This is a genomic window from Comamonas sp. A7-5 (genome assembly GCF_039581385.1).
Classification (GTDB): domain Bacteria; phylum Pseudomonadota; class Gammaproteobacteria; order Burkholderiales; family Burkholderiaceae_C; genus Comamonas; species Comamonas thiooxydans.
The window spans coordinates 85,874-100,790 of the sequence record NZ_JBCPWO010000014.1 but is presented as its reverse complement, the minus strand read 5'-3'; the positions used below and the strand labels follow the sequence as shown (position 1 = coordinate 100,790).

Here is a 14,917-nt window from a genome sequence, read left to right as displayed (position 1 = left end):
GGCACATGTTCGCAAGTGACTGAAAGAGGCCAGGAGATGCAAGCAACGACAAGCAAGACGCTTATCAACCGCAAGAAGCTACTGGCGATGATCCCGCTGTCTGAGCGCACGATTTTCAACATGGAGCAGCGTGGGGAATTCCCGCGCCGGATCGCACTCACCAGCCGAAACGTCGCCTGGGACTTGGCAGAGGTCGAGGAATGGATCGAGGCGCGCAAGGCATCGGGCACTCAGGCCATGCGTCCCGGCTTCACCCCGTCGGTCGCAGCAGCCACTTTTTAGCGGCTAAAACGCAGCGCCCCTCAAGTGTCAATGAAACCCGGGGCCATGCCTCGATGTTCGGGCAGGCGAGCGAACTGTCATCTTCTGGCTTACGCCTTCGGCCGCTTCAGTGTCCATTCGTCGATCATGTCCGCCCAGTCTTGCAACATCGCCGTCCGCTGCTCGCGGTACTCGGCCTTGTTGTAGACGGCCCTGACGCCTCGCTGCTCGTGCGCCAGGCACTTCTCAATCCAGTCCGTGTTGTAGCCGGCCTCATGCAGCAACGTGCTGGCTGTGCGCCGCAAGTCATGTGGCCCGAACTTGGCGAGTGACTTCCCTTCCTTCTGCGCCAGCCGATACGTCAGCGTCAGCACCTGGTTGAGCGTGGCGCTGCTCATGGGCAAGTCCGAGTCGTACCGCGACGGCAACACGTAGTCCGATCCGCCGGCAAAGGTCTTGAGGGCAATGAAGATGTCCAGCGCCTGCCGGGACAGGAAAACCAGGTGCGGATTGCGTCGCTTCATCCGCTCCTTCGGGATGGTCCAAAGCGCCTCGCTGAAGTTGATCTCGCTCCAGGTCGCGTTGGTCAGCTCGCTCTTGCGCACCATCGTCAGCAGCAACAACTTGGCGGCAGCCCGAATGGATGGCGTTGTGCCGATGCGCTCCATGTACTGGTACATCAGACCGATCTCGTCGGGCGTCAGCGCACGGTCGCGCGGCTCGAACTTGGCGATAGTCGTCGGCCGCACCAGCTCTGCCGGGTTCTCAACCTTCTGGCCGCGCTCGATGGCCCAGCGAAAGACCTGCAACACCACCTCGCGAGCATGCACTGCGGTCGCCGGTGCACCGCGCTCCACGATGGCATCGGTCAGCGCCCGCAAGTCCTCGTGGGTGATCTCCACCAGCTTCTGGTTGCTGAATTTCGGCTTCAGCTCGCGCTCGTAGACTGAACGGCGCATGTCGCGGGTGGAGTCGGCCATCTGGTAGCCGCGCAGCCACTTTTCCGCCCATGCCCCGAACGTCTCCGCATCCTTGATGCGAGCCTTGTCCCGCGCCTTCTCTTTGGCCGGCGACTTCCCAGCCGCGATCATCTTCTTGGCCTCGCCCAACCGCTCGCGGGCTTCCGCAAGGGTGATGCCGCCGACGCCATAGCGGCCGAAGGTGATGGTCTCCTGCCGGCCGTGGATCGAGTAGTTGTAGCGGAACGAGATCGCCCCGGCGGGCGTGACGGCCACATAGAGGCCGTCACGGTCGTTTTCCTTGTAGAGCTTGTCCCTCGGCTTGAGGTTGCGCAGCTTGGTATCGGTCAGCATGGTTTTCGCCCTGATTCGGCTCCAATACCATGATTCGCAGCCCATCCTATCATGGCGTAAAAACACAATAAAATCATTGTGTTACGCCATATCAATACCATGAACACCCGGAAGGGACTGCATGGTATTGGCGGCATCTCATGGCATTGAAGCGTTCAATGCCATTCATCATGCCATGAAAAAACGGTGCTTGGCGATGCCAAATATTGCCTGAAGATGCCGAACCAAATCATAAAAAAGCCCGCAGTGACGCGGGCTTAGGTGTGTTTTCATGCTACTCGGTGCCAGCCGATGCCAGACACCGAATCACTCCCACTCGATGGTTGCTGGTGGCTTGGTGCTCACGTCATAGGTGACGCGGTTGATGCCGCGCACTTCGTTGATGATGCGGCCGGAGACCTTCTTGAGCAGGCCGTAGGGCAGCTCGGCCCAGTCGGCAGTCATGAAGTCGCTGGTGACCACGGCGCGCAGGGCCACGACGTAGTCGTAGGTGCGGCCGTCGCCCATCACGCCCACGCTCTTGACGGGCAGGAACACGGTGAAGGCCTGGCTGGTCAGGTCGTACCAGCTCTTGCCGGTCTTTTCGTCGATCCAGTTGTTCAGCTCTTCGATGAAGATGGCATCTGCGCGACGCAGCAGGTCGGCATATTCCTTCTTCACCTCACCCAGAATGCGCACGCCCAGGCCGGGACCGGGGAAGGGGTGGCGGTAGACCATGCCGCGGGGCAGGCCCAGGGCCACGCCCAGTTCGCGCACTTCGTCCTTGAACAGGTCGCGCAGGGGCTCCAGCAGCTTCAGGCCCAGTTGCTCGGGCAGGCCGCCGACGTTGTGGTGGCTCTTGATGGTGACGGCCTTCTTGCTCTTGGCGCCGCCGGACTCGATCACGTCGGGGTAGATGGTGCCCTGGGCCAGGAAGGTTGCACCCTTGGAGCCGGCGTTGGCTGCCTTGAGCTTTTCGGCTTCGGCCTTGAATACGTCCACGAACAGGCGACCGATGATCTTGCGCTTTTGCTCGGGCTCGGACACGCCGGCCAGCTCGCCCAGGAACAGAGCGGAGGCATCGACGCGCACGACCTTGGCGTGCAGCTTGCCTTCGAACATGTCCATGACCATATCGCCTTCGTTCAGGCGCAGCAGGCCGTGATCGACGAACACGCAGGTCAGCTGGTCGCCGATGGCGCGGTGGATCAGGGCTGCAGCCACGGACGAATCCACGCCGCCGGATAGGCCCAGGATCACTTCTTCATCGCCCACCTGCTCGCGGATCTTGGCCACGGCTTCTTCGATGTAGTCGCCCATGATCCAGTCAGCTTGCGTGCCGCAGATGTCGAGCACAAAGCGGTTGAGCAGTGCCTGGCCCTGCACGGTATGCGTGACTTCGGGGTGGAACTGCACGGCGTAGTAGCGACGTGCTTCGTCGGCCATGCCGGCGATGGGGCAGGACGGCGTGGAGGCCATGACCTTGAAGCCTGGAGGCAGTTCGGTGACCTTGTCGCCGTGGCTCATCCAGACCTTGAGCATGCCGTGGCCTTCGGCCGTGGCGAAGTCTTCGATGCCTTCCAGCAGCTTGGTGTGGCCATGGGCGCGCACTTCGGCGTAACCGAATTCACGGGTGTTGGAGCCTTCGACCTTGCCGCCCAGCTGGGTGGCCATGGTCTGCATGCCGTAGCAAATGCCCAGCACGGGCAGGTTCAGCTCGAACACGGCGTCGGGAGCGCGGTCGTCCACTTCGTAGACGGAGGCATGGCTGCCGGACAGGATGATGCCCTTGAGCTTGCCGTCGGCGGCAAACTCGCGCACCCAGTCGCTGCTCACATCGCAGGGGTGAACTTCGCAGTAGACATTGGCTTCGCGCACGCGGCGAGCAATCAGCTGCGTGACCTGGGAGCCGAAGTCCAGAATAAGAATCTTGTCGTGTTGCATGGTGATCAAGGGCAAGAGGGTGGCAAAAAGGGATTAGAAATCTTCGGGAGCCCAGACGGTGACGCCGCTTTTGCGGGCGGCCGCGATCTGGGCTGCATCGAATGTGGCCAGTGGCAGGCGCAGCGACTGCGCCAGCCACAGGTATGCGGCATCGTAGGTGGGCAGGCCGGTGTCCAGTGCCACATCCAGCACGGCCTTGTGCTGTGCAGGAGCCAGGTCGTGCAGCTCCACGCGGTGGCGAATGGCTTCCAGCACGCCCCACAGGCCTTCGACCGAAGTCTGTGGAATACGGCCATTATTCACGCCCGATGCAATCAGGTTGCCGCATTCCCACTGCCAGAGGTTGGGGGCTTGTGGGTCCACTTCATCGCGGCGGATACGGGTGTAGAGGCGTCTGGTGTGCTCGCTGGCGTCGTCAGGCAGCAACCAGGCGGCGGTGACGGATGCATCGAGCACAAAAGCGGTGGCGCTCATGCCTGGCTCCGTCCTGTGTGGCGCAAACCGGTGATGCTGTTCGCTGCCGGGTTTGTGGCTGCTTGAGCTTTCACTGTCTGCTGCAGGGCCGAGATCTGCTCCAGCTCGCGGGCAATCTGTTCATCGGTGATAACGGGCTTGCGGCGCATGGGCAGCATGCGCACGACTTCTTTGCCATGGCGCGTGATGCGAACTTCTTCGCCTTGCTCGACCATTTCGACCAGGGCGGAAAAGCGGCTTTTGGCTTCGTAGATACCGATAGATTGCATGATGGAAAACAAAAAATCTGGCTAGAACCAGTAGTTCAGGCCAGATTTTAGCATTCTGACCAGGTTTTTCAATCTGGTCAGATTTCAAGGGGCTTGCTTAGTCAGCGCGGTAGTTGGGCGCTTCCTTGGTGATCTGCACGTCATGCACGTGAGATTCGCGGATGCCGGCTGCGGTGATTTCCACAAACTCGGCCTTTTCATTCATCTCGGAGATCGTGGCGCAACCGCAGTAGCCCATGGAGGCGCGCACGCCGCCAGCCATCTGATAGACGATGGAGACCATGGAGCCCTTGTAGGGGACGCGGCCTTCGATGCCTTCGGGAACCAGCTTGTCGGCATTGGGGTTGCCGGTGGAGGATTCCTGGAAGTAGCGGTCGGCCGAGCCTTGCTGCATGGCACCGATGGAGCCCATGCCGCGGTAGCTCTTGTACGAGCGGCCCTGGTACAGAATCACTTCGCCAGGAGCTTCTTCGGTGCCCGCAAACATGCCGCCCATCATGATGGTGGAGGCGCCAGCGGCCAGGGCCTTGGAGATGTCGCCGGAGAAGCGGATGCCGCCGTCACCGATCAGGGGCACGCCGGTGCCCTTCAGGGCGTCGGCCACATTGGAGATGGCCATGATCTGGGGCACGCCCACACCGGCCACGATACGGGTGGTGCAGATGGAGCCAGGGCCGATACCGACCTTGACCGCGTCGGCACCGGCTTCCACCAGAGCCAGGGCGGCTGCGCCGGTGGCAATATTGCCGCCGATGACGTCCACCTGGGGGTAGTTCTGCTTGACCCAGCGAACGCGATCGATCACGCCCTTGGAGTGGCCGTGAGCCGTGTCCACCACGATCGCGTCCACACCGGCCTTGACCAGCAGTTCCACGCGCTCTTCGGTGCCAGCGCCCACGCCGACAGCGGCAGCCACGCGAAGGCGGCCCGATGCGTCACGCGCGGCATTGGGGAAGGTGGTTTGCTTGTTGATGTCCTTGACAGTGATCAGACCCTTGAGTTCAAAGGCGTCGTTCACCACCAGGATTCGTTCGAGCTTGTGCTTGTTCAGCAGTGCCTTGGCTTCGGCGGGGCTGGTGCCGTCTTTTTCATTGACGGTGATCAGCTTTTCGCGGGGCGTCATGATCTGGCTGACCTTAACGTCGTAGCGAGTCTCGAAGCGCAGATCGCGGCTGGTCACGATGCCGACCACCTTGCCGCCGTCGCACACGGGAAAACCCGAAATGCCGCGTTCTTCCGACAGCTGCAGCACTTGCAGCACGGTGTGCTCGGGGGTGATGACCACAGGGTCGTGCACCACACCGGATTCGTGGCGCTTGACCTTGGACACTTCAGCGGCTTGTTGCTCGGCTGTCATGTTCTTGTGGATCACGCCGATACCGCCTTCTTGCGCAATGGCGATGGCCAGACGCGCTTCTGTCACCGTGTCCATGGCGGCAGACACCAGGGGCAGGTTCAGGCGGATATTGCGAGTGAATTGGGTGGCGAGGGAAACGTCCTTGGGCAGGACTTCGGAGTAGGCGGGAACGAGCAGGACGTCGTCAAAGGTCAGTGCTTTTCCGAGAAGGCGCATGTGATGGCTCCAAAAGAAAGATTGTACCTGTGACTTGCCGCACAATGTGGGCTCGTGACCCAGAATCCCCAACGCCAGTCCAAGACTTATTGACTCCATGCACGCCATCAAGTTCGCTTTGTTTGCAGCCATTGCCTGCTGCACGGTCCCCGCAATTGCCCAGTGGCAATGGATTGATGGTCAGGGGCGCAAAGTGTTCAGCGACAGGGCTCCGCCGGCCGATATCCCTGCCAAGAATATTTTGCGCAGCCCCGGCGGAGCCAGGCCCGCAGCACCTTCGGCGGTGCCGGAGGTCGGCGCGGCCAAGCCCGTGGCGGACGCCGGTGTGGACAAGGGGCTGGAAGAGCAAAAGCGCAAGATGCAGGAGCAGGAAGCAGCCAAGACCCAGGCTGACAGACTGCAAAAGGAAAGGCAGCGCCAGGACAACTGCAATCGTGCCAGGCAGGCCAAGACAACCCTGGCGTCGGGCCGCTTGCTCTCCCATGTGAATGCCAAGGGCGAGCGTGGCTTCATGGATGAGACCGCGCGCGATGCCGAGATCAAGCGCGCCGATGCCGTGATCGCTTCCGATTGCGGGCCCATGGCCGAGCCAGCGCAGTAGTCGCCGGAGTCTTCGCCGGGATCTCGATAAAAAAGCGCCTTCTGAAGGCGCTTTTTTGAGTCCTGTTGGCTAGTAACCCGCCTTGGCTCCGTCTCTCTGACGCTTGAAAAGTCCGGCGCTGCGCGCACCCTGGCGGGCAAAGCGTTCGCGTCGGGCAACCTTGGGGTCTACGGTCAGCGGGCGATAGACTTCCAGACGATCGCCATGTTTGAGAACCTGGCCCGGATTCGCGACCTTGCCCCAGATACCGACCATGCCGGCCAAGGGTTCGGGTACTTGAAGGTCCGGCAATGCTGTTGAAGCGGTCACGGCGTCCAGCGCCTGCTGGACGGTGCTGCCTGCGGGAAGCTGCAACAAGGCTTCCTTTACGGTACCGGGGCAGGGCGAGATGCAGACCGTGATGTCGATCACCTCCGGCAGGGCATCAGCCATAGATTTGCTCGGCTCGCTTGATGAAGGCGTCAACCATGGAGCCTGCGATGCGGTCGAAGACCGGGCCGATGATGGCGGCTACGGCACCGTTCTCGAAGCCGTAGTCCAGTTGCAGCTCGACCTTGCAGGCGCGCTGCGTGCCGTCGCCTACAGGATGAAAGCGCCAGTGGCCTTCAAGACGCGAGAAAGGTCCCTTGACCAGACGCATGCTGACCTGCTTGCCGCCGTCATCCATGCTACTGTTCGTGTTGCGCGTCACGAAAGACTTGCGCAGTCCGCTGAACGCAATACCCACCTCGGCTGTCATGCCTGTGTCGTCCTGCTCCAGAATCTTGGCATGATCGCACCAGGGCAGAAAGTCGGCATAGTGGGCCACGTCCGTCACGAGGGCAAACATTTCTTCGGGGCTGTACCAGATGAGGACGGACTTGTTGACGTTTTTCATGAACAAAGAGCAATCAGCAGGGCGCAAGAGCAGGGAATTGGCCTAGGCCAATGCACCCAGAGGCGCGATGCGAAACTAAAATCATCGCTCAGAGGCGAGACGGCAATCCAGTATTGTAGGGAGAGCTTTCATCTCCGGTCCGCCTGCAACTAATATTCCATGGCCAAGAAACCAGAAACATCGTCGCGCATTGCCGACAATAAAAAAGCAGCTTTCAACTATTTCTTCGAGGAGCGCCACGAAGCCGGCATGGTGCTGCACGGCTGGGAGGTCAAGGCCCTGCGCAGCGGCAAGGTGCAGCTCACCGATGGCTATGTGCTGATCAAGGACGGCGAGCTGTTCCTGCTGGGCTGCCAGATCAACCCGCTCAAGACCGCTTCCACCCACGTCAATCCCGACTCGGCACGTATCAAGAAGCTGCTCTTGAAAAAGGACGAGATCAAGCGCTTGGTCGGCAAGGTCGAGCAAAAGGGCTATACCCTGGTGCCTATCAATCTGCACTGGAAGAACGGTTACGTGAAATGCGAGATCGCCCTGGCCAAGGGCAAGGCCGAGCATGACAAGCGCGACGTGATCAAGGACCGCGAAGGCAAGCGCGAGGTGGAGCGCGCCATGAAAAACCGCAACCGTTGACTTGCCGCGCCTGGATCGATCTTCCGCACTGACACAGTTCTGACATCAAGGCTCGCTATGTTGGGCCTTGCTTTACTGACATATCGCAGCAAGGAGTTTGGTCATGGGCACTTGGTCGCACGGCAATTTCGATAACGACACCGCATTGGACTGGCTGGCGGATATCACGGGCCAGCTCATCGATGAAATTGCCGAGGCTCTGGACTCGCCCGAGGCCTTGCAGGCAGGCGAGTCTGAGTCCGATCTGGTTCCCTGCCGTATCGAGCTGCTGTGCGCCATGGCCGAGGGCGGCATGCATCCGCTGTGGCCGGATCTGCAGACGCTGGAGCAATGGAAAGCCACTTATCTGCAGGCCTGGGACCAGAGCATCGACGAGCTGGAGCCCGAAGAGGGCTACAAGCAGGACCGTCGCATCGCGATCATCGAGACTTTCGATCGCATGATCGCGCTGGCTGCAGCAGAAGAGGAAGAGGGCGCGGACGAAGACTGGGGCGAAGAGTAAGCCCCTCAGTCACCCAAGACGCCTGCCCGGGCTTGCCGCGTCGCGGCTGCCTCAAGGGTTTTCGCCGTAGCGGGTCTTGAAATCGAACTCCAGGCGTTCGCAGTCCTGAGGGGTTTTGAACTCCTGGGTCTTGCGCTCGGCCTCGGGCTTGGCCGTTTGTTTCCAGCAGATCTTGATGGTTTCTGCCTCCGTCCAGCGCTGCTTGCTGAGCGGATCGTCCATGAACTGGCCGATGAGCATGAGTGCGCCAAAGATGATCACGGGCAGGGCGATGAGCCAGACGACCAGGCGGTTTTTGGCGGGGGCAGCGGGCTTGGAGGTCTCGGTTTGGGGTGTATCGCTCATAGTGGTTGCCGATTATCCGCAAGCCGATGATGAAGACATTAATGCAACGCATGAAAATTCATGATCGCTGTTATCGGCACAAGGCCGCGCGGGTATGTAGCCGCAAACCTATAATGTTCGGCTGATTTGCCTGTCTGCGCAGCTCCTGAAAAAGCAGCGCCGGGCCGTACTGATCGCAGGCGTCATGCAGGCGTCTTCATACCAAACACCATGAGTACACCCACTTTTTCCGTTGCGGACATCCGCAAGACGTTCCTGGATTTCTACGCTTCCAAGGGCCACACGGTTGTCGCGTCCAGCTCGCTGGTTCCCGGCAACGATCCGACGCTGATGTTCACCAACTCCGGCATGGTGCAGTTCAAGGACGTGTTCCTGGGCACGGACAAGCGCCCCTACAACCGCGCAACTTCGGTGCAGGCCTGCCTGCGCGCCGGCGGCAAGCACAACGACCTGGAAAACGTGGGCTACACCGCGCGCCACCACACGTTCTTCGAAATGCTGGGCAACTGGTCCTTCGGCGACTACTTCAAGAAGGAGTCCATCGAGTGGGGCTGGGAGCTGCTGACCAAGGTCTTCGGTCTGCCTGCCGAGAAGCTGCTGGCCACGGTCTATCACGAAGACGACGAGGCCTATGACATCTGGAAGAACGTCATCGGCCTGCCTGCCGAGCGCATCATCCGCATCGGCGACAACAAGGGCGGCAAGTACAAGAGCGACAACTTCTGGATGATGGCCGACACCGGCCCCTGCGGTCCCTGCTCGGAAATCTTCTACGACCACGGCGAGCACATTGCCGGTGGCCCTCCCGGCAGCCCGGAAGAAGACGGCGACCGCTTCATCGAGATCTGGAACCATGTGTTCATGCAGTTCGACATGAAGGAAGATGGCTCCGTGGTGAAGCTGCCCGCACCTTGCGTGGACACCGGCATGGGCCTGGAGCGCCTGGCGGCCATCCTGCAGCATGTGCACAGCAACTACGAGATTGACCTGTTCCAGGCATTGATCAAGGCTGCCGGCCGCGAAACCCGCACCGAAGATCTGAGCACTCCTTCGCTGAAGGTGATTGCCGACCATATCCGCGCCACCTCCTTCCTGGTGTCCGACGGCGTGATCCCTTCCAACGAAGGTCGCGGCTATGTGCAGCGCCGCATCATCCGCCGCGCCATCCGTCACGGCTACAAGCTAGGCCAGAAGACTCCCTTCTTCCACAAGCTGGTGGCCGACCTGGTGGTGCAGATGGGCGATGCCTATCCCAAGCTTAAGGAGCAGGAAGCACATATCACCAGCGTGCTCAAGGCCGAGGAAGAGCGTTTCTTCGAGACCCTGGCCAACGGCATGGAAATCCTGGACAGCGCTCTGGCCGGCGACGTCAAGGTGCTGCCCGGCGATGTGGCCTTCAAGCTGCATGACACCTACGGCTTCCCGCTGGACCTGTCCAACGATGTGGCGCGCGAGCGTGGCGTGACGGTGGACGAGGCAGGCTTCAACGCCGCCATGCAGCACCAGAAGGAAACGGCGCGCGCAGCCGGCAAGTTCAAGATGGACCGCGCGCTGGAATACACGGGGGACGCCAATGTGTTCACCGGCTACGACAAGCTGGCCGAGGCTGCCAGGATCGTCGCGCTGTACGCCGATGGCGTGAGCGTGAACGAGCTCCAGGCCGGCCAAAACGGTGTCGTGGTGCTGGACACGACCCCCTTCTACGCCGAATCCGGCGGCCAGGTCGGCGACCAGGGCGTGATTGCCGCAGGCGGCAACCGCTTTGTCGTGGAAGACACGCTCAAGATCAAGGCCGATGTATTCGGTCACCACGGCGTGCTGGAAGTCGGCAGCCTGAAGTTGGGCGATGCCGTTGAAGCACAGGTGGATACCGCCGTGCGCGCAGCGACCATGCGCAACCACTCGGTCACACACATCATGCACAAGGCCTTGCGCGAAGTGCTGGGCGGCCATGTGCAGCAAAAGGGCTCGCTGGTCAATGCCGAGCGCACCCGCTTCGACTTTGCGCACAACGCCCCGGTGACGGCCGAGCAGATCCGCGAGATCGAAGCCCGCGTGAATGCCGAGGTGCTGGCCAACACCGCCACCGATGCCCGCGTGATGGATATCGAAAGCGCCCAGAAGACCGGCGCCATGATGCTGTTCGGCGAGAAGTACGGTGAAACCGTGCGCGTGCTGGATATCGGCTCCAGCCGCGAGCTTTGCGGCGGCACTCACGTCAGCCGTACCGGCGACATCGGCTTGTTCAAGGTGGTGGGCGAATCCGGCGTGGCCGCTGGCGTGCGCCGTATCGAAGGCATTACCGGCGAGAACGCGCTGGCCTATCTGCAGTCGCTGGAGTCCACCGTGGACCAGGCTGCAGCCGCTTTCAAGGCCCCTGCAGCCGAGCTGACCAACCGCATCGGCGGTGCACTGGATCAGATCAAGGCACTGGAAAAGGAAATCGCTGCGCTCAAGGGCAAGCTGGCTTCCAGCCAGGGCGACGAGCTGGCCACGCAGGCCGCCGACGTCAATGGCGTCAAGGTGCTGGCAGCCAAGCTCGAAGGCGCCGATGCCAAGACCTTGCGCGACACCATGGACAAGCTCAAGGACAAGCTGGGCGCGGCCGTGATCGTGCTGGCTGCCGTGGACGGCGACAAGGTGCAGCTGGCTGCAGGCGTGACCAAAGCTGAAACTGCCAAGGTCAAGGCCGGCGAGCTGGTGAACTTTGTGGCCCAGCAAGTGGGCGGCAAGGGCGGTGGCAAGCCCGATATGGCCATGGCCGGCGGCACCGATGCCGCAGCCGTGCCCGCAGCGCTGGCCAGCGTGCAAGCCTGGGTGGCCGAGCGCCTCTGAGCCGAGCGCCTGTAAGGCGAGCGTCAAAAGGCAGCTTAGGCTGCCTTGACTCAAAACAAAACGCTCCTCAATGAGGAGCGTTTTTTATGGCTTGGAGCGAAACCCTTGCAACTGGCGGTGATCAAGATCCGAGATGCCGAGCAAGAGCCGCCTCGCGGCGAAGGCATCGTCCCCCTTCCATAGTGCGAAGCGCGTAGAGAAAGGGGGCGCCCGGCTAGGGGAAGGCGCAGAGCGCCTCAGGGGGTATTACTTTTTCCTGAACACCAGGTCCCAGACGCCATGACCGAGGCGAATGCCGCGGTTTTCGAATTTGGTCAGCGGACGGTAGTCGGGCTTTTCGGCGTAGTTCTCGGCCGTGTTCTGCAGCATGGGTTCTGCGTTCAGCACTTCCAGGATCTGCACCGCATAGGGTTCCCAGTCGGTGGCGCAGTGGATGTAGCCGCCGGGCTTGATGCGAGCAGCCAGCTTGGCGATCAGTGGGCTCTGGATCAGGCGGCGCTTGTTGTGCTTTTTCTTGTGCCAGGGGTCGGGGAAGAAGATGTGCACGCCGTCGATCGAGGCTTCGGGCAGCATGTTGTCGATGACTTCCACGGCATCGTGCTGGAGGATGCGGATGTTCTCGATCTCCTGCTCGCCAATGCGCTTGAGCAGCGCGCCCACGCCGGGCTCGTGCACTTCGCAGCACAGGAAATTATCGTCGGGGCGCACGCGGGCGATATGGGCGGTGGCTTCACCCATGCCGAAGCCGATCTCCAGAATCAGCTTGCCGTCGCGGCCATAGGCGGCAGCGGCGTTCAGAGGAGCCTTCTGGTATTGCAGCAGGAAGCGCGGACCCAGTTCTTCAAAAGCCTTGGCCTGGCCCGTGGTGGTGCGGCCGGCGCGGCGTACATAGCTTTTGATGGTCTTGGGATAGGCCACGCCTTCGGGCGCCTGGCCTTGGGATGCTGCGGGTGCGTCAGCGGCTGGCACGTTTTCGGCCATATCGGTGGTAGGTGTTGGATTTGAAGAAGTCACGGGGCGATATTGTAGGTTTGGCGCCAGCACCGGACCCAGAAGTCCAGCGCCAAAGGCAAGGCGCTTGCGGGGCTTTCGCTGCTGGAGGATGCGGCTGCGGGCGCTTGTGGCAGGCCGAGCTGCTGCGCCGCGCCAGAAAGCACGGTCAGCGGCTGGCTGACATCCACGGCGGGTGCGCCATGCTGTTTGGAGAGCTTTTCTCCGTTTTCCATGCAGACCAGCGGCGTGTGCAGATAGCGCGGCTGGGTCAGACCCAGGGCGTGTTGCAGCGCGATCTGGCGAGGGGTGTTGTCGGCTAGGTCTTCGCCGCGCACCACATCGGTGATGCCTTGCTCGGCATCGTCGACGACCACGGCCAGCTGGTAGGCCCAGAGCCCGTCCGCTCGGCGCAGCACAAAGTCGCCCACGCTGGCGAGCAGGTTTTGCTGCTGGGCGCCCAGACGTTGGTCCTGCCAGTGCAGCACGGGGCGCTTGCTTTCCAGGCAAGAGTGCCCGATTGCTATGCTTTGCGTAGCTGCTTGCGCTTGTTGGTAGGGTGTTTCGGGTTGATTCTTTTGTAAGTCATGTACCTGCTGCTCCAGCGCAAAGCGCCAGGCTCTGGCAGATTTGCCTTGCAGGCCATGACGGCAGGTGCCGGGGTAGGGCCGCTCCACATGGCGCTCGTGAGTCAGTCCCTGTGCCAGCCAGGCGGCTTCGATGTCCTTGCGCGTGCAGCCGCAGGGGTAGGCCATTTTTTGCGCCTGCAGCTGTTGCAGCGCTTTTTCATAGAGTGCATGGCGCTGCGACTGCCAGACCACGGGGGCATCGGAGTGGAGGCCGCAGGCGGCCAGTTGGCGCAGGATTTCTTGGTCGGCACCAACCTGGCAGCGTGGCGGATCGATGTCTTCGATGCGAATCAGCCAGCGTCCGTGGTGGGCGCGTGCATCCAGCCAGCTGGCCAGTGCCGCGACCAGAGAGCCGGCATGCAGCGGCCCGGTGGGAGAGGGCGCAAAGCGCCCGATATATGGCCCCGTGCAGGGAGCGCTGGAGGAGGAACGGGAGAGGGCCGCAGTCATGAGGGACGCCATCTTACGCCCCTTGACTGCGCGCAGTTGGCTCAGGCCAGGGCCAGCCCCATTTCCAGACCCGAGACAAAAGCGTCTTCCACCCGCATGCCTATGCACCAGTCCCCGCACAGGCTCAGGCCGACCGAGGGGTCGTGGCTGAACGGCCTGCCCAGGGGCGCCAGCGTCTGGGCATGCTGCCAGAGGTAGACGCTGGCATGGCGCGGCGCAACGCGGATGCCCGTGATCTCGCCGAAGGCCTTTTGCAGCTTGGCAAGCACGCGCGTGGCGTCGTCGTGGCGGTGCTCGTTGGACCACAGCGGGTTGGCATGAATCGTCCAGCGCTCGGTCTGGGCGCGGCCGGGTTTGGAGGACTCGCGGGCTACCCAGGCAACGCGCTCATGCGTGCTGCGTGCGGCATTCCACTGCGGGCCCAGTGTGGTCAGTCCAGCCTGCGCGGCCATGGGGTAGGACAGCGTCATGGCCCAGCAGGGGGCCATTTCCACAGGGGCCAGGGTCCTGGCCAGGGCCGCCCCCTGCGGTGCGGTCTGCAGCAGCTGCGCGGCCACGGGCGCTGGCACGGCCAGCACCACGGCATCGAAGTCGGCAGCAATCTGCGGGCCGTGGTCTTCGGTATCCAGCATCAGGGACCATTGGTGGCGGCTGTGGTTGCTGCCGCTGGCAATGTGGTGGCTCATGGCGCGCAGGGACTGGCCCAGATGCAGGCGTCCGGCATCCCATAGCGGCGCTGCCCAGGCCAGTGGCAGCGATTGCATATCGGGCATGCCGACCCAGTGGGTCTCGCGCACCGGCGTGTGCTTGTCGACTCTGCGGCCCTGGGCGTTGCGGGTCTGCACGCTGTTCAGGCTCCAGGCGCGCAGATTGCCGGGCGTGGTGTCCAGCACTTGCTGAAAGCGCGGGTCGCGTACGGTGAAGAACTGGGCCCCGATGTCAAAGCTGCCGTAGGGGCCGCTGACCGAGCGCATGCGTCCGCCGGCCTGGGTCAGGCGCTCATAGACATGGACGTCGTGCCCGGCCTGCATCAGCGTGCGGGCACAGGCCAGACCTGCAATGCCCGCGCCGATGACGGCAATGCGCTTGGCACCGGTATGCGGGGAAGGGGAAGAAGCGGAGGCAGTTGCGGACGCGCGAGTGCGGGAAGCATTCATGAAAAAGCCTTTTCGACACCGTTTGAGTTCTAGCGTAGCAGCTATCCAAAAGATAGCAAGTGCTGCTTGTGCTGAATTGTTGCAG

Annotated in this window: 16 protein-coding genes; 5 read left to right on the top strand and 11 right to left on the bottom strand. The window is 62.1% G+C overall.

The annotated features are described in order from the left end of the window. The first annotated feature begins 36 nt into the window (after positions 1-36). Positions 37-282, top strand: a complete 246-nt coding sequence (locus AAIL67_RS19915; RefSeq protein ID WP_017760536.1) for an AlpA family phage regulatory protein — start codon at positions 37-39, stop codon at positions 280-282. Positions 283-371: 89 nt separating this feature from the next. Here AAIL67_RS19915 and AAIL67_RS19910 read toward each other — a convergent pair whose 3' ends face one another. The 5 genes from AAIL67_RS19910 to guaB all read right to left on the bottom strand — a co-directional run bounded on the left by AAIL67_RS19910 (position 372) and on the right by guaB (position 5,813). Continuing rightward, on the bottom strand, positions 372-1,574 hold the full coding sequence (locus AAIL67_RS19910) for a site-specific integrase (RefSeq protein WP_033945656.1): 1,203 nt from the start codon (positions 1,572-1,574) through the stop codon (positions 372-374). A 306-nt stretch (positions 1,575-1,880) separates the two neighbouring features. Further along, positions 1,881-3,497 (bottom strand): glutamine-hydrolyzing GMP synthase, encoded by a 1,617-nt coding sequence (gene guaA / locus AAIL67_RS19905; RefSeq protein ID WP_003064855.1) that lies wholly within the window; start codon positions 3,495-3,497, stop codon positions 1,881-1,883. A 33-nt stretch (positions 3,498-3,530) separates the two neighbouring features. After that, positions 3,531-3,971 (bottom strand): type II toxin-antitoxin system VapC family toxin, encoded by a 441-nt coding sequence (locus AAIL67_RS19900; protein ID WP_003064858.1) that lies wholly within the window; start codon positions 3,969-3,971, stop codon positions 3,531-3,533. Further along, on the bottom strand, positions 3,968-4,240 hold the full coding sequence (locus tag AAIL67_RS19895) for a type II toxin-antitoxin system prevent-host-death family antitoxin (protein ID WP_034355606.1): 273 nt from the start codon (positions 4,238-4,240) through the stop codon (positions 3,968-3,970). Before AAIL67_RS19895 ends, AAIL67_RS19900 begins: the two co-directional genes overlap by 4 nt. Positions 4,241-4,337: 97 nt before the next feature. Beyond that, positions 4,338-5,813 (bottom strand): IMP dehydrogenase, encoded by a 1,476-nt coding sequence (gene guaB, locus AAIL67_RS19890; protein ID WP_003064862.1) that lies wholly within the window; start codon positions 5,811-5,813, stop codon positions 4,338-4,340. A gap of 97 nt (positions 5,814-5,910) precedes the next feature. On the opposite strand from guaB, the gene AAIL67_RS19885 reads away from it, so the two are divergent. Next, positions 5,911-6,414 (top strand): DUF4124 domain-containing protein, encoded by a 504-nt coding sequence (locus AAIL67_RS19885; RefSeq protein ID WP_343484646.1) that lies wholly within the window; start codon positions 5,911-5,913, stop codon positions 6,412-6,414. 69 nt (positions 6,415-6,483) lie between these two features. Here the strand turns inward: AAIL67_RS19885 and AAIL67_RS19880 are convergent, their stop codons facing one another. Together AAIL67_RS19880 and AAIL67_RS19875 are read right to left on the bottom strand one after the other, a co-directional pair. Continuing rightward, on the bottom strand, positions 6,484-6,846 hold the full coding sequence (locus AAIL67_RS19880; protein WP_224648184.1) for an RnfH family protein: 363 nt from the start codon (positions 6,844-6,846) through the stop codon (positions 6,484-6,486). After that, positions 6,839-7,291: a type II toxin-antitoxin system RatA family toxin gene (locus AAIL67_RS19875; protein ID WP_003064868.1), complete on the bottom strand. Its 453-nt coding sequence runs from the start codon at positions 7,289-7,291 to the stop codon at positions 6,839-6,841. Before AAIL67_RS19875 ends, AAIL67_RS19880 begins: the two co-directional genes overlap by 8 nt. A gap of 159 nt (positions 7,292-7,450) precedes the next feature. Here AAIL67_RS19875 and smpB point away from each other — a divergent pair, with 159 nt between their 5' ends. Both smpB and AAIL67_RS19865 read left to right on the top strand, forming a co-directional pair. After that, on the top strand, positions 7,451-7,924 hold the full coding sequence (gene smpB, locus AAIL67_RS19870; RefSeq protein WP_003054725.1) for an SsrA-binding protein SmpB: 474 nt from the start codon (positions 7,451-7,453) through the stop codon (positions 7,922-7,924). A 103-nt stretch (positions 7,925-8,027) separates the two neighbouring features. Next, positions 8,028-8,426, top strand: coding sequence for a DUF4259 domain-containing protein (locus tag AAIL67_RS19865; RefSeq protein ID WP_003064869.1), 399 nt, complete (start codon positions 8,028-8,030; stop codon positions 8,424-8,426). 51 nt (positions 8,427-8,477) lie between these two features. Here the strand turns inward: AAIL67_RS19865 and AAIL67_RS19860 are convergent, their stop codons facing one another. Then, positions 8,478-8,771 (bottom strand): hypothetical protein, encoded by a 294-nt coding sequence (locus AAIL67_RS19860; RefSeq protein ID WP_003064870.1) that lies wholly within the window; start codon positions 8,769-8,771, stop codon positions 8,478-8,480. A gap of 210 nt (positions 8,772-8,981) precedes the next feature. Here AAIL67_RS19860 and alaS point away from each other — a divergent pair, with 210 nt between their 5' ends. Next, complete coding sequence (gene alaS, locus AAIL67_RS19855) at positions 8,982-11,606, top strand: alanine--tRNA ligase (RefSeq protein WP_343484645.1); 2,625 nt, start codon at positions 8,982-8,984, stop codon at positions 11,604-11,606. 246 nt (positions 11,607-11,852) lie between these two features. Here alaS and trmB read toward each other — a convergent pair whose 3' ends face one another. From trmB to AAIL67_RS19840, 3 genes are read right to left on the bottom strand one after another with little or no spacing between them, the layout of a single operon-like run. After that, positions 11,853-12,587, bottom strand: coding sequence for a tRNA (guanosine(46)-N7)-methyltransferase TrmB (trmB, locus tag AAIL67_RS19850; RefSeq protein ID WP_343484667.1), 735 nt, complete (start codon positions 12,585-12,587; stop codon positions 11,853-11,855). Positions 12,588-12,616: 29 nt separating this feature from the next. Then, positions 12,617-13,675 carry a tRNA glutamyl-Q(34) synthetase GluQRS gene (gene gluQRS / locus AAIL67_RS19845; RefSeq protein WP_343484644.1) on the bottom strand — a complete coding sequence of 353 codons (1,059 nt, stop codon included), beginning with the start codon at positions 13,673-13,675 and terminating at the stop codon, positions 12,617-12,619. A 41-nt stretch (positions 13,676-13,716) separates the two neighbouring features. Beyond that, positions 13,717-14,832, bottom strand: a complete 1,116-nt coding sequence (locus tag AAIL67_RS19840) for an FAD-dependent oxidoreductase (RefSeq protein WP_034379415.1) — start codon at positions 14,830-14,832, stop codon at positions 13,717-13,719. Between the last annotated feature and the right edge of the window lie 85 nt (positions 14,833-14,917).